This window comes from Endozoicomonas sp. ALB091, from assembly GCF_049310265.1.
Lineage (GTDB): Bacteria > Pseudomonadota > Gammaproteobacteria > Pseudomonadales > Endozoicomonadaceae > Endozoicomonas.
The window spans coordinates 1-22,173 of sequence record NZ_JBLYNQ010000014.1 but is presented as its reverse complement, the minus strand read 5'-3'; the positions used below and the strand labels follow the sequence as shown (position 1 = coordinate 22,173).

The 22,173-nt window shown below is 51.2% G+C and carries 10 protein-coding genes; all 10 read left to right on the top strand.

What is annotated here, in order from left to right; translation table 11 throughout:
• The coding region (locus tag ACO6UX_RS23830; protein ID WP_422450812.1) for a DUF1601 domain-containing protein at positions 1–2,518 on the top strand (2,518 nt) is incomplete at its 5' end.
• 105 nt (positions 2,519–2,623) lie between these two features.
• On the top strand, positions 2,624–6,142 hold the full coding sequence (locus ACO6UX_RS23825; RefSeq protein WP_422450811.1) for a DUF1601 domain-containing protein: 3,519 nt from the start codon (positions 2,624–2,626) through the stop codon (positions 6,140–6,142).
• Positions 6,143–6,247: 105 nt separating this feature from the next.
• Complete coding sequence (locus ACO6UX_RS23820; protein ID WP_422450809.1) at positions 6,248–6,448, top strand: hypothetical protein; 201 nt, start codon at positions 6,248–6,250, stop codon at positions 6,446–6,448.
• A 68-nt stretch (positions 6,449–6,516) separates the two neighbouring features.
• Entirely contained in the window at positions 6,517–8,829 is a 2,313-nt protein-coding gene (locus ACO6UX_RS23815; protein WP_422450808.1) for a DUF1601 domain-containing protein, read from the top strand.
• A 106-nt stretch (positions 8,830–8,935) separates the two neighbouring features.
• A complete protein-coding gene (locus ACO6UX_RS23810; RefSeq protein WP_422450806.1) occupies positions 8,936–11,911 on the top strand; it encodes a DUF1601 domain-containing protein in 2,976 nt (991 codons plus the stop codon).
• Between the two features lie 101 nt (positions 11,912–12,012).
• Positions 12,013–13,932 (top strand): DUF1601 domain-containing protein, encoded by a 1,920-nt coding sequence (locus tag ACO6UX_RS23805; protein ID WP_422450805.1) that lies wholly within the window; start codon positions 12,013–12,015, stop codon positions 13,930–13,932.
• Positions 13,838–15,124, top strand: a complete 1,287-nt coding sequence (locus ACO6UX_RS23800; protein ID WP_422450814.1) for a DUF1601 domain-containing protein — start codon at positions 13,838–13,840, stop codon at positions 15,122–15,124. Before ACO6UX_RS23805 ends, ACO6UX_RS23800 begins: the two co-directional genes overlap by 95 nt.
• A gap of 105 nt (positions 15,125–15,229) precedes the next feature.
• On the top strand, positions 15,230–18,472 hold the full coding sequence (locus tag ACO6UX_RS23795; RefSeq protein ID WP_422450803.1) for a DUF1601 domain-containing protein: 3,243 nt from the start codon (positions 15,230–15,232) through the stop codon (positions 18,470–18,472).
• 105 nt (positions 18,473–18,577) lie between these two features.
• Positions 18,578–21,595: a DUF1601 domain-containing protein gene (locus tag ACO6UX_RS23790; protein WP_422450801.1), complete on the top strand. Its 3,018-nt coding sequence runs from the start codon at positions 18,578–18,580 to the stop codon at positions 21,593–21,595.
• 59 nt (positions 21,596–21,654) lie between these two features.
• Positions 21,655–22,173, top strand: a 519-nt coding sequence (locus ACO6UX_RS23785) for a hypothetical protein (RefSeq protein WP_422450799.1), incomplete at its 3' end; no start/stop codon positions are given.

Here is a 22,173-nt window from a genome sequence, read left to right as displayed (position 1 = left end):
AGACCGATTTATTCCTCAGGCTATCACCAACCTGCTGTGGGCCATGGCGAAAATGGTAGACAACGGGCAGGAGCATACACCAAGGTTCAAAGAGGCCGTGGCTGCGCTGTTGCCCCGCGTGAACGCACAGAAAGACCAATTTAATGCCCAGGGTATCGCCAACCTGCTGTGGGCCATGGCGAAACTGGTGGACAACGGGCTGGAGCGGACACCAGGTCTCAAAGATGCGGTGGCCGCCCTGCTGCCCCTCCTGAATGCAAAGAAAGACCAATTTAACGCCCAGGGCATTGCCAACCTTCTGTGGGCCATGGCGAAACTGGTGGACAACCGGCTGGAGCGGACACCAGGGCTCAACGAGGCCGTGGCCGCCCTGCTGCCCCTCGTGAACACACAGAAAGACCAATTTATTCCTCAGCATATCGCCAACCTGCTGTGGGCCATGGCGAAACTGGTGGACAACGGGCTGGAGTGGACACCGCAGCTCAAAGAGGGCGTGGCCGTGCTGTTGCCACAAGTGAACCCGGAGAAAGCTAACTTTAAACCACAGGAAATCGCCAACCTGCTGTGGGCCATGGCGAAACTGGTGGACAACGGACTGGAGCAGTCGCCAGAGCTCAACGAGGCCGTGGCCGCCCTATTGCCCCTCGTGAACGTACAAAAAGCTAACTTTAAACCACAGGGTATCGTCAACCTGCTGTGGGCCATGGCAAAACTGGTGGACAACGGGCTGGAGCGGACACCAGAGTTCAAAGAGGCCATGGTCGCCATGCTGCCCCTCCTGAACGCACAGAAAAACCGACTTAATGCCCAGGGCATTGCCAACCTGCTGTGGGCCATGGCGAAACTGGTGAACAACGGGCAGGAGCAGACAACAGAGCTCAACGAGGCCGTTGCTGCGCTGTTGCCTCGCGTGAATTCACAGAAAGACCGATTTATTCCTCAACATATTGCCAACCTGCTGTGGGCCATGGCAAAACTGGTGGACCACGGGCTGGAGCGGACACCAGAGCTTAACGAGGCCGTGGCGGCGTCGTTGCCCGACGTGGACGCACATAAAGCTAACTTTAAACCTCAGGAAATCGCCAACCTGCTGTGGGCCATGGCGAAACTGGTGGACAACGGGCAGGAGCAGACACCAGAGCTCAAAGAAGCAGTGACCGCGTTGTTGCGCCACGTGAACGCACAGAAAGCCAACTTTAAACCTCAGGAAATCACCAACCTGCTGTGGGCCATGGCGAAACTGGTGGACAACGGGCAGGAGCAGACACCAGAGCTCAACGAGGCCGTGGCCGCGCTGTTGCCCCAAGTGAACGCACAGAAAGACCAATTTATTCCTCAGCACATCGCCAACCTGCTGTGGGCCATGGCGAAACTGGTGGACAGCGGGCAGGAGCAGACACCAGGGCTCAACGAGGCCGTGGCTACCCTGTTGCCCCTTGTGAACGCACAGAAAGACCAATTTAATACCCAGGGCATTGCCAACCTGCTGTGGGCCATGGCGAAACTGTTGGACAACGGGCTGGAGCGGACACCAGAGTTCAAAGAGGCCACCGCCGCCTTGCTGCCCCTCCTGAACGCACAGAAAAACCGACTTAATGCCCAGGGCATTGCCAACCTGCTGTGGGCCATGGCGAAACTGGTGGACAACGCGCAGGAGCGGACACCAGAGCTTAACGAGGCTGTGGTCGTGCTGCTACTTCTCGTGAACGCACAAAGAGCTAACTTTAAATCACAGGAAATCGCTAACCTGCTGTGGGCCATGGCGAAACTGGGTGAACTCGTTGAGCTGAACGTGGTTACCTCTACGTTCGAATCGCTTGTCTATCGAATCAGTGAGAACCCTCAGTTATCTCAGAAAGAGATATCGATGTCTCTCTGGGGAGTAATGCTCTGCTGTGCCAGGTTGTTTCTAGACTCCAATACCAATAAAAATAACGTGCTTGAGAAGCACATGGATGACCTGTTCACTCGCCTGGAAAATACATTGCCAGATAATGAAGAGGATCAATCCATCATTACCATGGCTGCAAGTTGGCTTGGCAGAACCTGTCCGGTCATTCCCCATTACCAGACGACCATTTCAAAAACCCAGGCCGACTTCCGCGATCAACTCCAATCATCTATTCCATCTCTGAAGATTGACGAAGAAAAGAGTCTGAACTCATTACCCCCGGTTGACCTGTTTCTGCCAGATCACAATATAGTGATTGAAGTTCAGGGACCGTCTCATTACGTGGGTGGTGATTTCAAAACCAGGAATGGTTCGACTCTGCTGAAAATCGCACTGCTGCAAAAATCAGGATTTGAGGTCATTGAAATCCCGGCTAACCAGCTTTTGAACAAAGATTTAATGAAACCATATATTGATCAAATAAAGATCAGGATAGGCATCCCGCCACAGGGGCATGACTCTGTTTCACTTAAAAGAGGGTGGACAGATGCTGCATACGTTACTGCCGAAGAACATTTACAAGAGCAAACCAACCCGGCAAAGAGGAAGAAAACAAACAGTCAGTAATCGCCTTCCTCCCATCATGACTCAAGTAAACTTTTCCGCAAAATGAACTTCTGAGCAGAACAGCAGTCTGCTTTTTATATTTTCATGAATTAATGAAATATAATTATGGATAGAAGCTCTGCTGGTATCAGTGGTCAATACGCAAGGTCAGATAACGGTTACAATCAACCGAATGGCCATGCCCCTTCTTCAAGGCGTGGGCGATACCGACATGCCACAGTCAGACCATGGGATCATCCCCCCCACACTGCACCGGGTCGCCATGAATTTTACCATTCTTCTGGAGCAAACTCTTCTCAACATCTACAGGGCCGTTCAGTAAACCCTGCTCAGGATTTTAATGCCCTCATCAAACAGGAAATAATGGATGATTTGTTGAGAAAATCGGATCGTTGCGGTCACCGCTATGATGGGAGACATCACGGTCGATATGCCAGTTCAATTAAAAAATACACGTCAGCTGCTAAAGGACCGTTAAATCGCACAGAACAAAGCCAGCTGATGCGTTTGCTGCAAAATTTTACCGCAACACGGAGCTGGAATTGGCGAAGCCTGACGACAACACTGCACTCATTTACTTCAGCAGGCGTTTTTATCCGTCATAAACCCATGGATGAGCGTGTTCAGCTCACTCAAGCTGCCTTATTATCGACGCTACTGGATGCAATAATATTCAAGTGCAACCAAAAACCTGAAGCCAGTGATATTAGTGCTCAGGGTATCGCTAACCAGCTGTGGGCCATGGCGAAACTGGTGGACAACGGGCAGGAGCAGACAGAAGAGTTCAAAGAGGCTGTGGCCGCGTTGTTGCCCCACGTAAACGTACAGAAAGACCAATTTGTTCCTCAGGCTATCGCCAACCTGGTATGGGCCATGGCGAAAATGGTAGACAACGGACAGGAACACACACCAGAACTCAAAGCGACCGTAGCCGCACTGTTACCCCGCGTGACCGCACAGAAAGCCCAGTTTAATGCCCAGGGTATCGCCAACCTACTGTGGGCCATGGCGAAACTGGTGGACAACGGGCTGGAGCCGACAGCAGAGCTCAAAAAGGCCGTGACCGTGTTGTTGCCCCATGTGAACGCACAGAAAAAACAATTTATTCCTCAGGGAATCGCCAACCTGCTGTGGGCCATAGCGAAACTGGTGGACATCGGCCAGAAGCGGACACCAGGGCTCAACGAAGCCGTGGCCGCCCTGTTGCCCGAAGTGAACGCACAGAAAGAGCAATTTATTCCTCAGGCTATCGCCAACCTGCTGTGGGCCATGGCAAAACTGGTGGACAACAGGCAGGAGCAGACACCAGAGCTCAACGAGGCCGTGGCCACGCTGTTGCCCCGTATAAAGGCACAGAAAGACCAGTTTATGCCTCAGAATATCGCTAACCTGCTGTGGGCCATAGCGAAACTGGTGGATAGCGGGCAGGAGTCGACACCAGAGCTCAACGAGGCCGTGGCCGTGCTGTTGCCCCAAGTGAACGCACAGAAAGACCAGTTTATTCCTCAGCATATCGCCAACCTGCTGTGTGCCCTGGCGAAACTGGTGGACAACGGGCAGGAGCAGACACCAGGGCTCAAAGAGTCCGTGGCCACCCTATTGCCCCGTATAAAGGCACAGAAAGCGAAATTTACACCACAGGAAAACGTCAACTTACTGTGGGCCATGGCGAAACTGTTGGACAACGGGTACGAGCGGACACCAGAATTCAAAGAGGCCATGGCCACGCTGTTGCCTTGCGTGAACGCACAGAAAGGCCAATTTAATGCCCAGGGTATCCCCAACCTGCTGTGGGCCATGGCGAAACTGGTGATCAACGGCGAGGAGAGTTCACTTGGGCTCAACAAAACATTGGCCGTGCTGTTGCCCCATGTGAGCGCACAGAAATACCACTTAAATGCCCAGGGTATCGCTATTCTGCTGTGGGCCATGGCAAAACTGATTGACAACGGTCAGGAGTGGACTCCAGAGCTCAACGAGGCTGTGGCCGCGCTATTGCCCCTCGTAAACATAAAGAAAGACCAATTTATTCCTCAGCATATCGCCAACCTGCTGTGGGCCATGGCAAAACTGGTGGACAACGGGCAGGAGCGGACACCAGAGCTCAACGAGGCTGTGGCCGCGCTGTTGCCCCACGTGAACGTACAGAAAGCTAACTTTAAACCACAGGAAATCGCCAACCTGCTGTGGGCCATGGCGAAACTGGTGGACAACGGGCAGGAGCAGACACCAGGGCTCAAGGAGGCCGTGGCCGCGCTGTTGCCCCACGTGAACGCACAGAAAGCTGACTTTACACCACAGACAATCACCAACCTGCTGTGGGTCATGGCAAAACTGGCGAACAATGGGCAGGATCTGACACCAGAGCTCAAAGAAGTCGTGTCCGCGCTGTTGCGCCACGTGAACGCACAGAAAGCTCACTTTAAACCACAGGAAATCACCAACCTGCTGTGGGCCATGGCGAAACTGGTGGACAACGGGCAGGAGCAGACCCCAGGGCTCAAAGAGGCTGTGGCCGCGCTGTTGCCCCACGTAAACGCACAGAAAGACCAATTTATTCCCCAGGATATCGCCAACCTGCTGTGGGCCATGGCAAAACTGGTGGACAACGGGTACGAGCAGACACCAGAGTTCAACGAAGCGGTGGCTGCGCTGTTGACCTGCGTGATCGTACAAAAAGCTAACTTTAAACCACAGGAAATCGCCAACCTGCTGTGGGCCATGGCGAAACTGGTGGACAACGGGCAGGAGCAGACACCAGGGCTCAACGAGGCTGTGGTCGCGCTGTTGCCCCTCGTGAACGCACAGAAAGACCAATTTAATGCCCAGGGTATTGCCAACCTGCTGTGGGCCACGGCCAAACTGGGTGAACTCGTTGAGCTGAACGTGGCTACCTCTGCGTTCGAATCGCTTGTCTATCGAATCAGTAAGAACCTTCAGTTTTCTCAGGAAGAGATATCGATGTCTCTCTGGGGAGTCATGGTATGCTGTGCCAGGTTGGCTCTAGACTCCAATGCCAATAAAAATAACGTGCTTGAAAAGCACATGGATGACCTGTTGACTCGCCTGGAAAATACCTCGCCAGATAATGAAGAGGATCAATCCATCATGATCATGGCCGCAAGTTGGCTTGGCAGAGCGTGTCCGGTCGTCCGCCATTACCAGAAAGCCATTTCAAAAACCCAGGCCGACTTCCGCGATCAACTCCAATCATGCATTCCATCTTTGAGGATTGAAGAAGAAAAGAGCCTGAACTCATTACCTCCGGTTGACCTGCTTCTGCCAGATCACAACATGGTGATTGAAGTTCAGGGACCGTCTCATTACGTGGGTGGTGATTTCAACACCAGGAATGGTTCGACTCTGCTGAAAATCGCACTGCTGAAAAAATCAGGATTTGAGGTCATTGAAATCCCGGTTAACATGCTTTGGAATCAGGATTTAATGAAACCCTATATTGATCAAATAAAGACCAGGATAGGCATCCCCCCACAGGAGCATGGCTCTGTATCATTTAATAGAGGGTGGGCAGATGCTGCATACGTGACTGGTGAAGAACATTTAGAAAAGCAAACCAACCCAGCAAAAAAAGAAGAAGAGAAGAAGAAAACAAACAGTCAGTAATCGCCTTCCTCCCATCATGACTCAAGTAAACTTTTCCGCAAAATGAACTTCTGAGCAGAACAGCAGTCTGCTTTTTATATTTTCATGAATTAATGAAATATAATTATGGATAGAAGTTCTGCTGGTATCAGTGGTCAATACACAAGATCAGGTAACGGTTACAACCAACCGAATGGCCATGCCCCTTCTTCAAGGCGTGGGCGATATAGACATGCCACAGTCAGACAGCGGGATAGTCACCCCCGCTCTACCCCTGGATGTAATGAATTTCACCATTCTTCTGGACACGCCCTTCTCAATATTTAATTCACCGTTCAGTAAACTCTGCTCAAGATTTTAATGCCCTCATCAAACAAGAAATAATGGATGATCTGGTGAGTAAATCGGAACGTTTCGGTCATCGCTATGATGGGAGAGATCACGGTCTGTATGCCAGTTCAGTTAAAAAATACACGTCAGCTGCTAAAAGACCGTTAAATCGAGCGGAACAAAGCCAGCTGATGCGTTTGCTGCAAAATTTCGCAGCAACACGGAGCTGGAATTGGCGAAGCCTGACGACAACACTTCATTCATTGACTTCAGCGGGTGTTTTTACCCTTCATAAACCCATGGATGAGCGAGTTAAGCTTACTCAAGCTGCCTTATTGTCAACGCTATTTGATTCAATAATATTTAACTGCAACCAAAAACCTGAAGCCAGAGATATTGATGCCCAGGGTATCGCCAACCTGCTGTGGGCCATGGCGAAACTGGTGGACAACGGGCAGGAGCAGACACCAGAGTTCAACGGGGCCGTGGTCGCGCTGTTGCCCCACGTGGACGCACAGAAAGACCAATTTAAGACCCAGGGTATTGCCAACCTGCTGTCGGCCATGGCGAAACTGGTGGACAACGGGCAGGAGCGGACGCCAGAGCTCAACGAGGCCGTGGCTTCGCTGCTGTCCCATGTGAACGGACAGAAGAAAGACCAATTTAATTCCCAGCATATTGCCAACCTGCTGTGGGCCATAGCGAAACTGATGGACAACGGGCAGGAGCAAACACCAGCGTTCAACGAGACCGTGAGCGTGCTGCTGCTCCGAGTGAGGCCACAGAAAGCCAACTTCAAACCTCAGGAAATCACCAACCTGTTATGGGCCATGGCGAAACTGGTGGACAACAAGCAGGAGCAGACACCAGAGCTCAAAGAGGCTGTGGCCGCACTGTTGCCCTGCGTGAACACACAGAAAGCCCAATTTAATCCCCAGGATATCGCCAACCTGCTGTGGGCCATGGCGAAACTGGTGGACAACGGGTACGAGCAGACACCAGAATTCAACGAGGCCGTGGCCGCACTGTTGCCCCTCGTGAACGCACAGAAACCTGACTTTAAGCCACAGGGAATCGCCAACCTGCTGTGGGCCATGGCGAAACTGGTGGACAACGGACAGGAGCGAACACCTGGACTCAAAGAGACCGTAGCCGGACTGTTGCCCCTCGTGATCGTACAGAAAGACCAATTTAATGCCCAGGGGATCGCCAACCTGCTGTGGGCCCTGGCAAAACTGGTGGACAACGGGGAGTGGATACCGGTGCTCAACGAGGCCGTGGCCGCGCTGTTGCCCCTCTTGAAAGCACAGGAAGTGCAATTTAATGTCCAGGATATCGCCATCCTGCTGTGGGCCCTGGCGAAACTGGTGGACAACGGGCTGGAGTGGACACCCGGTCTCAACGAGGCCGTGGCCGGGCTGTTGCCCCAAGTGAACGCACAGAAAGCTAACTATAAACCACAGGCAATCACCAACCTGCTGTGGGCCATAGCGAAGCTGGTGGACAACGGGCTGGAGCAAACACCAGAGCTCAAAGAAGCTGTGGCCGCACTGTTGCTCCACGTGAATGCACAGAAAGACCAATTTAATGCCCAGGGTATTGCCAACCTGCTGTGGGCCACGGCCAAACTGGGTGAATTCGTTGAGCTGAACGTGGCTACCTCTACGTTCGAATCGCTTGTCTATCGAATCAGTGAGAACCTTCAGTTTTCTCAGGAAGGGATATCGATGTCTCTCTGGGGAGTAATGGTATACTGTGCCAGGTTGTCTCTGGTCTCCAATGCCAATAACAATAACGTGCTTGAAAAGCACATGGATGACCTGTTGACTCGCCTGGAAAATACCTCGCCAGATAATGAAGATGATCGATCCATCATGATCATGGCCGCCAGTTGGCTTGGTAGAGCCTCTTCGGTCGTCCCCCATTACCAGACAACCATTTCAAAAACCCAGGCCGACTTCCGCGATCAACTCCAATCATCTATTCCATATCTGAAGATTGAAGAAGAAAAGAGTCTGAACTCATTACCTCCGGTTGACCTGCTTCTGCCAGATCACAACATGGTGATTGAAGTTCAGGGTCCCTCTCATTACGTAGGTGGTGATTTCAACACCAGGAATGGTTCGACTCTGCTGAAAATCGCACTGTTGCAAAAAGCAGGATTTGAGGTCATTGAAATCCCGACTAACCAGCTTTTGAACAACGATTTAATGAAACCCTATATTAATCAAATAAAGACCAGGACAGGCATCCCGCCACAGGGTCATGGCTCTGTATCACTTAAAAGAGGGTGGACAGATGCCGCATACGTGACTGGTGAAGAACATTTAGCAGAGCAAAGCAACCCGGCAAAGAGGAAGAAAGCAGGCAGCCAATAATCGCCTTCCTCCCATCATGACTCAAGTAAACTTTGCCGCACAATGAACTTCCGGGCAGAACAGCAGTCTGTATTTTTATATTTTCATGAATTAATGAAATATAATTATGGATAGAAATTCTGCTGGTATCAGTGGTCAATACGCAAGATCAGGTAACGGTTACAACCAACCGAATGGCCAGGCCCCTTCTTCAAGGCGTGGGCGATACAGACATGCCACTGTCAGACAATGGGATACCCTTCCCCGCACTGCACCGCGTCACAATGAATTTTATCAGTCTTCTGGCACACGCGCTTATCAACATCTACAGTGCCGTTCAGTAAACACTGCTCAAGATTTTAATGCCCTCATCAAACCAGAAATAATGGATGATCTGGTGCGTAAATCGAACCGTTTCGGACATCGCTATGATGGGAGAAATCACGGGCAATATGCCAGTTCAATTAAACAATACACGTCAGCTTCTAAAAGACCGTTAAATCGAACAGAACAAAGCCAGCTGATGCGTTTGCTGCAAAATTTTACCGCAACGCGGAGCTGGAATTGGCGAAGCCTGACGACAACACTGCACTCATTGACTTCAGCGGGTGTTTTTACCCTTCATAAACCCATGGATGAGCGAGTTAAACTTACTCAGACTATCTTATTGTCAACACTTCTTGATGCAATAATATTCAAGTGCAACCAAAAGCCGCCAGCCAGGGATATTGATGCCCGGGGAATTGCCAACCTGCTGTGGGCCATGGCGAAACTGGTGGACAACGGGCAGGCGCAGACACCAGAACTCAAAGAGGCCATGGCCGAGCTGTTGCCCCTCGTAAACGCACAGAAAGACCAATTTATTCCGCAGCATATCGCCAACCTGCTGTGGGCCATGGCGAAACTGGTGGACAAAGGCCAGGAGCAGACACCAGAGTTCAAAAAGACCGTCGCCTCGCTGTTGCCCCTGGTGAACGCACAGAAAAACCAATTTACTGCCCAGGGGATTGTCAACCTGCTGTGGGCCATGGCGAAACTGGTGGACAACGGGCAGGAACGGACACCAGAACTCAACGAGGCCGTGGCCGCGCTGTTGCCCCACGTGAACGCACAGAAAGACCAATTTATTCCTCAGCATATCGCCAACCTGCTGTGGGCCATGGCGAAACTGGTGGACAACGGGCTGGAGCAGACACCAGTGCTCAACGAGGCCGTGGCCGCCCTGTTGCCCCTCGTGAACGCAAAGAAAAACCAACTTAATGCCCAGGGCATTGTCAACCTGCTGTGGGCCATGGCGAAACTGGTGGACAACGGGCTGCCGACACCAGAGCTCAAAAGGGCCTTGGCCGCGCTGTTGCCCCACGTGAACGCACAGAAAGACCAATTTATTCCTCAGCATATCGCCAACCTGCTATGGACCATGGCGAAACTGGTGGACAATACGCAGCAGCAGACACCAGGGCTCAAAGAGGCCGTGGCCGCCCTGTTGCCCCTCGTGAACGCACAGAAAGACCAATTTATTCCTCAGCATATCGCCAACCTGCTGTGGGCCATGGCGAAATTGGTGGACAACGGGCAGGAGCTGACACCCGGGCTCAACGAGGCCATGACCGTGCTGTTGCCCCACGTGAACGTACAGAAAGACCAATTTACTCCTCAGGGAATTGCCAACCTGCTGTGGGCCATGGCGAAACTGGTGGACAACGGTCAGGATCGGACACCAGAGATCAACGAGGCCGTGGCTGAGCTGCTGCCCTACGTGAACACACAGAAGTACCAATTTATTCCTCAGCATATCGCCAGCCTGCTGTGGGCCATGGCGAAACTGGTGGACAACGGGCAGGAGCAAACACCACGGCTCAAAGAGGCCTTGGCCGCGCTGTTGCCCCACGTGAACACACAGAAGGACCAATTTATTCCTCAGCATATCGCCAACCTGCTGTGGGCCATGGCGAAACTGGTGGACAACGGGCTGGAGCTGACACCCGGGCTCAACGAGGCCATGACCGTGCTGTTGCCCCACGTGAACGTACAGAAAGACCAATTTAATGCTCAGGGAATTGCCAACCTGCTGTGGGCCATGGCAAAACTGGTGGACAACGGTCAGAAACGGACACCAGAGCTCAATGAGGCCGTGGCCGCACTGTTGCCCCACGTGAATTCACAGAAAGACCAATTTATTCCTCAGAATATCGCCAACCTGCTGTGGGCCATGGCAAAACTGGTGGACAACGGGCAGGAGCCGACACCAGAACTCAAAGAGGCCGTGGCCGCCCTGTTGCCCTGCGTGAACGGACAGAAAGACCAATTTAATGCCCAGGGTATTGCCAACCTGCTGTGGGCCACGGCCAAACTGGGTGAACTCATTGAGCTGAACCTGGCTATCTCTACGTTCGAATCGCTTGTCTATCGAATCAGTGAGAACCTTCAGTTTTCTCAGGAAGAGATATCGATGTCTCTCTGGGGAGTCATGGTATGCTGTGCCAGGTTGTCTCTAGACTCCAATGCCAATAAAAATAACGTGCTTGAAAAGCACATGAACGACCTGTTCACCCGTCTGGAAAATACATTCCTGCACAATGAAGAGGATCAACGCACCATTGTCCTGGCCGCAAGTTGGCTTGGCAGAGCGTGTCCGGTCGTCCCCCATTACCAGACAACCATTTCAAATACCCAAGCCGACTTCCGCGATCATCTCCAATCAACTATTCCATCTTTGAAGATTGAAGAAGAAAAGAGTCTGAACTCACTGCCTCCGGTTGACCTGCTTCTGACAGATCACAACATGGTTCTTGAAGTTCAGGGACCGGGTCATTACGTAGGTGGTGATTTCAAAACCAGGAATGGTTCGACTCTGCTGAAAATCGCACTGTTGCAAAAAGCAGGATTTGAGGTCATTGAAATTCCGGTTAACAGGCTCTTGAATCAGGATTTAATGAAACCATACATTGATCAAATAAAGACCAGAATAGGCATTCCGCCACAGGAGCATGGCTCTGTATCACTTAAAAGAGGTTGGGCAGGTGCTGCATACGTGACTGCCGAAGAACATTTAGAAGAAAAAACCAACCCGGCAAAGAGGAAGAAAACAAGCAGCCAGTAATCGCCTTCTTCCCATCATGACTCAAGTAAACTTTTCCGCAAAATGAACTTCTGAACAGAACAGCAGTCTGCTTTTCATATTTTCATGAATGAAATATAATTATGGATAGAAGTTCTGCTGGTATCAGTGGCAAATACACAACATCAAATAACGGTTACAACCAACCGAATGGCCATGCCCCTTCTTCAAGGCGTGGGCGATACAGACATGCCACAGTCAGACAATGGAATCATCCCCCCCGCACTGCACCGGGTCGCAATGAATTTTACCATTCTTCTGGCACACGCTCTTCTCAACATCTACAGTGCCGTTCAGTAAACCCTGCTCAAGATTTTAATGCCCTCATCAAACCAGAAATAATGGATGATCTGGTGAGTCAATCGGATCGTTTCGGTCATCGCTATAATGGGAGAAATCACGGGCAATATGCCAGTTCAATTAAAAAATACACGTCAGCTGTTCAAAGACCGTTAAATCGAGCGGAACAAAGCCAGCTGATGCGTTTGCTGCAAAATTTCGCAGCAACACGGAGCTGGAATTGGCGAAGCCTGACGACAACACTTCACTCATTGACTTCAGCGGGTGTTTTTACTCTTCATAAACCCATGGATGAGCGAGTTAAACTTACTCAGGCTAACTTATTGTCAACGCTATTTGATGCAATAATATTTAACTGCAACCAAAAACCTCCAGCCAGGGATATTGATGCCCAGGGTGTCGCCAACCTGCTGTGGGCCATGGCAAAACTGGTGGACAACGGGCAGGAACGGACACCAGAGTTCAACGAGGCCGTGGTCGCTTTGTTACACCACGTGAACGCACAAAAAGCTCACTTTAAACCACAGGAAGTCACCAACCTGGTGTGGGCCATGGCGAAACTGGTGGACAACGGCCTGGAGCAGACACCAGATCTCAAAGAGGCCATGTTCGCTCTGTTGCCCCACGTGAACGTACAGAAAGACCAATTTATTCCTCAGGCTATCACCAACCTGCTGTGGGCCATGGCGAAAATGGTAGACAACGGGCAGGAGCATACACCAAGGCTCAAAGAGGCCGTGGCTGCGCTGTTGCCCCGCGTGAACGCACAGAAAGCTCACTTTAAACCACAGGAAGTCACCAACCTGCTGTGGGCCATGGCGAAACTGGTGGACAACGGGCTGGAGCGGACACCAGGGCTCAAAGATGCTGTGGCCGCCCTGCTGCCCCTCCTGAACGCACAGAAAAACCAACTTAACGCCCAGGGCATTGCCAACCTGCTGTGGGCCATGGCGAAACTGGTGGACAACCGGCTGGAGCGGACACCAGGGCTCAACGAGGCCGTGGCCGCCCTGTTGCCCCTCGTGAACGCACAGAAAAACCAATTTATTCCTCAGCATATCGCCAACCTGCTGTGGGCCATGGCGAAACTGGTGGACAACGGGCAGGAGCGGACACCGCGGCTCAAAGAGGCCGTGGCCGTGCTGTTGCCACAAGTGAACCCAGAGAAAGCTGACTTTAAACCACAGGAAATCGCCAACCTGCTGTGGGCCATGGCGAAACTGGTGGACAACGGACAGGAGCAGACACCAGAGCTCAACGAGGCCGTGGCCGCCCTGTTGCCCCTCGTGAACGCACAAAAAACCAACTTTAAGCCCCAGGGTATCGTCAACCTGCTGTGGGCCATGGCGAAACTGGTGGACAACGGGCCACAGCAGACACCAGAGTTCAACGAGACCGTGGCCGCGCTGTTGCCCCACGTGAACGCACAGAAAGCCAACTTTACACCACAGGGTATCGCCAACCTGCTGTGGGCCATGGCGAAACTGGTGGACAACGGGCAGGAGCACACACCAGGACTCAAAGAGGCCGTGGCCGCGCTGTTGCCCCACGTGAACGCACAGAAAGACCAATTTATTGCCTCAGGGTATCGCCAACCTGCTGTGGGCCATGGCAAAACTGGTGGACAACGGGCAGGAGCATACACCAGAACTCAAAGAGGCTGTGGCCGCGCTGTTGTCCCACGTGAACGCACAGAAAGCTAACTTTAAACCACAGGATATCGCCAACCTGCTGTGGGCCATGGCAAAACTGGTGGACAACGGGCTGGATCGGACACCAGTGCTTAAAGAGCCTCTGGTCGCGCTGTTGCCCCACGTGAACGTACAAACAACTAACTTTAAACCCCTGGGTATCGCCAGCCTCCTGTGGTCCATGGCGAAACTGGTGGACAACGGACAGGAGCGGACACCAGAGTTCAACGAGGCAGTGGCCGCGTTATTGCCCCAAGTGAACCTGCAGAAAGACCAATTTAATGCCCAGGATATCGCCAACCTGCTGTGGGCCATGGCGAAACTGGTGGATAACGGGCAGGAGCAGACACCAGGGCTCAACGAGGCCGTGGCCACACTGTTGCCCCGGGTGAGCGCACAGAAAGACCAATTTAATGCCCAGGGTATTGCCAACCTGCTGTGGGCCACGGCCAAACTGGGTGAACTCGTTGAGCTGAACCTGGCTACCTCTTCGTTCGAATCGCTTGTCTATCGAATCAGTGAGAACCTTCAGTTTTCTCAGCAAGAGATATTGATGTCTCTCTGGGGAGTCATGGTGTGCTGTGCCAGGTTGGCTCTAGACTCCAATGCTAATAAAAATAACGTGCTTGAAAAACACATGGATGACCTGTTTACTCACCTGGAAAATACATTCCCAGTCAATGAAGTTGATCAACGCATCATTGCCATGGCCGCAAGTTGGCTTGGCAGAGAGTGCCCGGTCGTACCCCATTACCAGACAATCGTTTCAAAACGTCAATCCAACTTCCGCAATCAACTCCAATCATCTATTCCATCTCTGAAGATTGACGAAGAAAAGAGTCTGAACTCATTACCTCCGGTTGACCTGCTTCTGCCAGATCACAACATAGTGATTGAAGTTCAGGGCCCCTCTCATTACGTGGGTGGTGATTTCAAAACCAGGAATGGTTCGACTCTGCTGAAAATCGCACTGTTGCAAAAAGCAGGATTTGAGGTCATTGAAATCCCGGCTAACCAGCTTTTGAAGAAAGATTTAATGAAGCTATATATTGATCAAATAAAGATCAGGATAGGCATCCCGCCGCAGGGTCATAGCTGTGTTTCACTTAAAAGAGGGTGGGCAGATGCTGCATACGTTACTGCCGAAGAACATTTAGCAGAGCAAACCAACCCGGCAAAGAGGAAGAAAACAAACAGCCAGTAATCGCCTTCCTCCCATCATGACTCAAGTAAACTTTGCCGCACAATGAACTTCTGGGCAGAACAGCAGTCTGCTTTTAATATTTTCATGAATTAATGAAATATAATTATGGATAGAAGTTCTGCCGGTATCAGTGGTCAATACACAAGATCAGATAACGGTTACAACCAACCGAATGGCCATGCCCCTTCTTCAAGGCGTGGGCGATATAGACATGCCACAGTCAGACAGCGGGATAGTCACCCCCGCTCTACCCCGGGATGTAATGAATTTCACCATTCTTCTGGCACACGCCCTTCTCAATATTTAATGCACCGTTCAGTAAACTCTGCTCAAGATTTTAATGCCCTCATCAAACCAGAAATAATGGCTGGTCTGGTGAGGAAATCGGATCGTTTCGGTCATCGCTATGATGGGAGAGATCACGGTCTATATGCCAGTTCAGTTAAAAAATACACGTCAGCAGCTAAAAGACCGTTAAATCGAGCAGAACAAAGCCAGCTGATGCGTTTGCTGCAAAATTTCGCAGCAACACGGAGCTGGAATTGGCGAAGCCTGACGACAACACTTCATTCATTGACTTCAGCGGGTGTTTTTACTCTTCATAAACCCATTGATGCGCGAGTTAAACTTACTCAGGCTAACTTATTGTCAACGCTATTTGATTCAATAATATTTAACTGCAACCAAAAACATCCAGCCAGGGATATTGCCCCCCAGGCTGTCGCCAATCTTCTGTGGGCCATGGCAAAACTGGTGAACAACGGGCAGGAACGAACACCAGAGTTCAACGAGGCCGTGGCCGCCTTGTTGCCCCACGTGAACGCACAGAAAGCTCACTTTAAACCACAAGAAATCGCCAACCTGCTGTGGGCCATGGCGAAACTGGTGGACAACAAGCAGGAGCATACACCAGAGTTCAACGAGGCCGTGGCTGCGCTGTTGCCCCACGTGAACGCACAGAAAGACCAATTTATTCCTCAGCATATCGCCAACCTGCTCTGGGCCATGGCTAAACTGGTGGACAACAAGCAGGAACAGACACCAGAGTTCAATGAGGCCGTGGCTGCGCTGTTGCCCCACGTGAACGCACAGAAAGACCAATTTATTCCTCAGCATATCGCCAACCTGCTGTGGGCCATGGCGAAACTGGTGGACAACGGTCAGGAGCGGACACCAGAACTCAAAGAGACCGTAGCCGCGCTGTTACCCCGCGTGAACGCACAGAAAGCCCAGTTTAAAGTCCAGGGTATCGCCAACCTACTGTGGGCCATGGCGAAACTGGTGGACAATGGGCAGAAGCAGACACCTGAGCTCAACGAGACCGTAGCCGCGCTGTTGCCCCACGTGAACGCACAGAATGACCAGTTTAGTCCTCAGCATATCGCCAACCTGCTGTGGGCCATGGCGAAACTGGTGGACAACGGGCAGGAGCGGACACCAGAGCTCAACGAGGCCGTGGCCGCGCTGCTGCCCTACGTGAACGCACAGAAAGACCAATTTACTGCCCAGGGGATCACCAACCTGCTTTGGGCCATAGCGAAACTGGTGGACAACGGGCAGAAGCAAACACCAGTACTCAAAGAGACTGTGGCCGCGCTGTTGCCCCAGGTAAACGCACAGAAAGCTCACTTTAAACTACAGGCTATCACCAACCTGCTGTGGGCCATGGCGAAACTGGTGGACGACGGGCAGTTGCAAACAACAGAGTTCCAAGAGCCCGTGGTCGTGCTGTTACCCTACGTGAACGCACAGAAAGCCAATTTTAACCCACAGGAAATCGCCAACCTGCTGTGGGCCATGGCGAAACTGGTGGATAACGGGCAGGAGCGGACACCAGGGCTCAAAAAGACCGTGGCCGCGCTGTTACCCTACGTGAACGCACAGAAAGCCAATTTTAACCCACAGGAAATCGCCAACCTGCTGTGGGCCATGGCGAAACTGGTGGACAACGGGCAGGTGCAGACGCCAGAGTTCAACGAGGCCGTGGCTGCGCTGTTGCCCCACGTGAACGCACAGAAAGCTAATTTTAAACCACAGGAAATTGCCAACCTGCTGTGGGCCATGGCGAAACTGGTGGACAACGGGCAGGACAGGACACCAGAACTCAAAGAGGCTCTGGTCGCGCTGTTGCCCCACGTGATTGCACAGAAAGCTAACTTTAAACCACAGGAAATCGCTAACCTGCTGTGGGCCATGGCGAAACTGGTGGACAGCAGGCAGGAGTGGTCACCAGCGCTCAAAGGGGCTGTGGCCGCACTGTTGCCCCACATGTACGCACAAAAAGCTCACTTTAAGCCACAGGAAATCGCTAACCTGCTGTGGGCCATGGCGAAACTGGTGGACAGCAGGCAGGAGTGGTCACCAGCGCTCAAAGGGGCTGTGGCCGCACTGTTGCCCCACGTGTACGCACAAAAAGCTAACTTTAAGCCACAGGAAATCGCCAACCTGCTGTGGGCCATGGCGAAACTGGTGGACAACGGGCAGGTGCAGACGCCAGAGTTCAACGAGGCCGTGGCTGCGCTGTTGCCCCACGTGAACGCACAGAAAGCTAATTTTAAACCACAGGAAATTGCCAACCTGCTGTGGGCCACTGCGAAACTGGGTGAGCTCGTTGAGCTGAACATGGTTACATCCACGTTTGAATCGCTTGTCTACCGAATCAGTGAAAACCCTCAGCTCTCTCAGCAAGATATATTGATGTCTCTCTGGGGAGTCATGGTTTGGTGTGCCAGGTTGTCTCTGGTTCGCAATGCCAATAAAAATAACGTGCTTGAAAAGCACATGGATGACCTGTTTACTCGCCTGGAAAATACATCCCCAGAAAATGCAGAGGTTCAATCCATCATTGCCATGGCCGCAAGTTGGCTTGGGAGAGCGTGTCCGGTGGTCCCCCATTACGAGACAACCATTTCAAAAACCCAAGCCGACTTCCGTGATCAACTCCAATCATCTATTCCATCTTTGAAGATTGAAGAAGAAAAGAGTCTGAACTCATTACCTCCGGTTGACCTGCTACTGCCAGATCACAACATGGTGATTGAAGTTCAGGGCCCCTCTCATTACGCAGGTGGTGATTTCAACACCAGGAATAGTTCGACTCTGCTGAAAATCGCACTGCTGCAAAAAGCAGGATTTGAGGTCATTGAAATCCCGGCTAACCAGCTTTTGAGTAACGATTTAATGAAACCCTATATTGATCAAATAAAGATCAGGACAGGCATCCCGCCACAGGGTCATGGCTCTGTACCAGTTAAAAGAAGGCGGGCAGGTGCTGCATACGTGACTGGCGAAGAACATTTAGTAGAGCAAAGCAACCTGGCAAAGAGGAAGAAAACAAGTAGCCAGTAATCGCCTTCCTCCCATCATGACTCAAGTAAACTTTTCTGCAAAATGAACTTCTGAGCAGAACAGCAGTCTGCTTTTTATATGTTCATGAATTAATGAAATATAATTATGGATAGAAGTTCTACTGGTATCAGTGATCAATACACAAGATCTGATAACGGTTACAACCAGCCGAATGGCCATAGTCCTTCTTCAAGCCCCGGGCGGTACAGACATGCCACAGTCAGACAATGGGATAATCCCCCCCGCACTGCACCGGGTCGCAATGAATATTATCAGTCTTCTGGCACACGCTCTTATCAACATCTACAGTGCCGTTCAGTAAATTCTGCTCAGGATTTTAATGCCCTCATCAAACAGGAAATAATGGATGATCTGGTGAGTAAATCGAATCGTTTCGGTCATCGTTATGATGGGAGAAATCACGGGCAATATGCCAGTTCAATTAAAAAATACACGTCAGCGGCTAAAAGACCGTTAAATCGAACAGAACAAAGCCAGCTGGTGCGGTTGCTGCAAAATTTTACCGCAACCCGGAGCTGGAATTGGCGAAGCCTGACGACAACACTGCACTCATTTACTTCAGCGGGTGTTTTTACCCTTCATAAACCCATGGATGAGCGAGTTAAACTTACTCAGGCTAGCTTATTGTCAACGCTACTTGATGCAATAATATTTAACTGCAACCAAAAACTTCCAGCCAGGGATATTGCTACCCAGGCTATCGCCAACCTTCTGTGGGCCATGGCAAAACTGGTGAACAACGGGCAGGAAAGGACATCAGAGTTCAACGAGGCCGTGGTCGCTTTGTTACACCGCGTGAGCACACAACAAGCTGACTTTAAACCACAGGAAATCGCCAACCTGCTGTGGGCCATGGCGAAACTGATAGACAATGGGCATGAGCGAACACCAGAACTCAAAGAGGCCGTGGCGGCGCTATTACCCCACGTGAACGTCCACAAAGACCAATTTATTCCTCAGCATATCGCCAACCTGCTGTGGGCCATGGCAAAACTGGTAGACAACGGCTACAAGCAAACAGCAGAGCTCAAAGATGCTGTAGCCGCACTGTTGCCCCAAGTGAACGCACAGCAAGCTAACTTTAAACCACAGGAAATCGCCAACCTGCTGTGGGCCATGGCAAAACTGGTGAACAACGGGCAGGCGCGGTTACCAGAGCTCAAAGAAGCTGTGGACCCACTATTGGTTAACGTACAGAAAGCTAACTTTACACCACAGGAAATCGCCATCCTGCTGTGGGCCATGGCGAAACTGGTGGACAACGGGCAGGAGCAGACACCAAGTCTCAAAGAGGCCGTGGCCGCGCTGTTGCCACACATGAACGCACAGAAAGACCAATTTATTCCTCAGCATATCACCAACCTGCTATGGGCCATGGCGAAACTGGTGGACAACGGGCTGGAATCGACACCAGAGTTCAACGAGACCGTGACCGCGTTGTTACCGCAAGTGAACGCAAAGAAAGCGAACTTTAAACCACAGGAAATCACCAACCTGCTGTGGGCCATGGCGAAACTGGTGGACGACGGGCAGGAGCGGACACCAGATTTCAACAAGGCCGTGGTCGCGCTGTTGCCCCACGTGAATGTACAGAAAGACCAGTTTATTCCTCAGCATATCACCAACCTGCTGTGGGCCATGGCGAAACTGGTGGACAAAGGGCTGGAGCGAACACCAGGGCTCAAAAAGACCGTGGCCGCGCTGTTGCCCCAAGTGAACGCACAGAAAGCTAACTATAAACCACAGGAAATCACCAACCTGCTGTGGGCCATGGCGAAGCTGGTGGACAGCGGGCTGGAGCAAACACCAGAGCTCAAAGATGCTGTGGCCGCACTGTTGCCCCAAGTGAATGCACAGAAAGACCAATTTATTCCCCAGCATATCGCCAACCTGCTGTGGGCCATGGCAAAACTGGAGGACAACGGGTACGAACAGTCACCAGAGTTCAACGAAGCGGTGGCTACGCTGTTAACCTGCGTGATCGTACAAAAAGCTAACTTTAACCCACAGGAAATCGCCAACCTGCTGTGGGCCATGGCGAAACTGGTGGACAACGGACACGAGCAGACACCAGAGTTCAACGAAGCGGTGGCTGTGCTGTTGACCTGCGTAATCGTACAAAAAGCTAACTTTAAACCACAGGAAATCGCCAACCTGCTGTGGGCCATGGCGAAACTGGTGGACAACGGGCAGGAGCCAACACCAGGGCTCAACGAGGCTGTGGTCGCGCTGTTGCCCCTCGTGAACGCACAGAAAGACCAATTTAATGCCCAGGGTATTGCCAACCTGCTGTGGGCCACGGCCAAACTGGGTGAACTCATTGAGCTGAACCTGGCTACCTCTACGTTCGAATCGCTTGTCTGTAGAATCAGTGAGAACCCTCAGTTATCTCAGCATGATATATCGATGTCTCTCTGGGCCGTAATGGTATGCTGTGCCAGATTGGCTCTAGACTCCAATGCCCATAAAAATAACGTGCTTAAAAAGCACATGGATGACCTGTTCACTCGCCTGGAAAATACATCGCCAAACAATGAAGAGGAACAATCCATCATTACCATGGCTGCAAGTTGGCTTGGCAGAGCCTGTCTATTCGTTCGCCATTACCAGACAAACATTTCAAAAACCCAAGCCGACTTTCGCGATCAACTCCAATCATCTATTCCATCTTTAAAGATCGAAGAAGAAAAGAGTCTGAACTCATTACCTCCGGTTGACCTGCTTCTGCCAGATCACAACATAGTGATTGAAGTTCAGGGCCCCTCTCATTACGTAGGTGGTGATTTCAACACCAGGAATGGTGCGACTCTGCTGAAAATCGCACTGCTGCAAAAAGCAGGATTTGAGGTCATTGAAATCCCGACTAACCAGCTTTTGAACAACGATTTAATGAAACCCTATATTGATCAAATAAAGATCAGGACAGGCATCCCGCCACAGGGTCATGACTCTGTATCACTTAAAAGAGGGTGGACAGATGCTGCATACGTGACTGGTGAAGAACATTTAGCAGAGCGAAGCAACCCGGCAAAGAGGAAGAAACAGGCAGCCAGTAATCGCCTTCCTCCCATCATGACTCAAGTAAACTTTTCTGCAAAATGAACTTCTGGGCAGAACAGCAGTCTGCTTTTTATATTTTCATTAATTAATGAAATATAATTATGGATAGAAGTTCTGCTGGTATCAGTGGTCAATACGCAAGATCAGGTAACGGTTACAACCAACCGAATGGCCATGCCCCTTCTTCAGGGCGTGGGCAATATAGACATGCCACAGTCAGACAGCGGGATAGTCACCCCCGCTCTACCCCGGGATGTAATGAATTTCACCATTCTTCCGGCACACGCCCTTCTCAATATCTAATTCACCGTTCAGTCAACTCTGCTCAAGATTTTAATGTCCTCATCAAACCCGAAATAATGGATGATCTGGTGAGTAAATCGCATCGTTTCGGTCAACGCTATGATGGGAGAGATCACGGCCTGTATGCCAGTTCAGTTAAAAAATACACGTTAGCGGTTAAAAGACCGTTAAATCGAGGGGAACAAAGCCAGCTGATGCGTTTGCTGCAAAATTTCACAGCAAGCCGGAGCTGGAATTGGCGAAGCCTGACGACAACACTGCATTCATTGACTTCAGCGGGTGTTTTTACCCCTCATAAACCCATGGATGAGCGTGTT

Coding starts and splice junctions, on each gene's coding strand:
- ACO6UX_RS23825 (WP_422450811.1), top strand. CDS start 2,624: ATGGATAGAAGCTCTGCTGGTATCAGTGGTCAATACGCAAGGTCAGAT.
- ACO6UX_RS23820 (WP_422450809.1), top strand. CDS start 6,248: ATGGATAGAAGTTCTGCTGGTATCAGTGGTCAATACACAAGATCAGGT.
- ACO6UX_RS23810 (WP_422450806.1), top strand. CDS start 8,936: ATGGATAGAAATTCTGCTGGTATCAGTGGTCAATACGCAAGATCAGGT.
- ACO6UX_RS23805 (WP_422450805.1), top strand. CDS start 12,013: ATGGATAGAAGTTCTGCTGGTATCAGTGGCAAATACACAACATCAAAT.
- ACO6UX_RS23800 (WP_422450814.1), top strand. CDS start 13,838: ATGGCAAAACTGGTGGACAACGGGCAGGAGCATACACCAGAACTCAAA.
- ACO6UX_RS23795 (WP_422450803.1), top strand. CDS start 15,230: ATGGATAGAAGTTCTGCCGGTATCAGTGGTCAATACACAAGATCAGAT.
- ACO6UX_RS23790 (WP_422450801.1), top strand. CDS start 18,578: ATGGATAGAAGTTCTACTGGTATCAGTGATCAATACACAAGATCTGAT.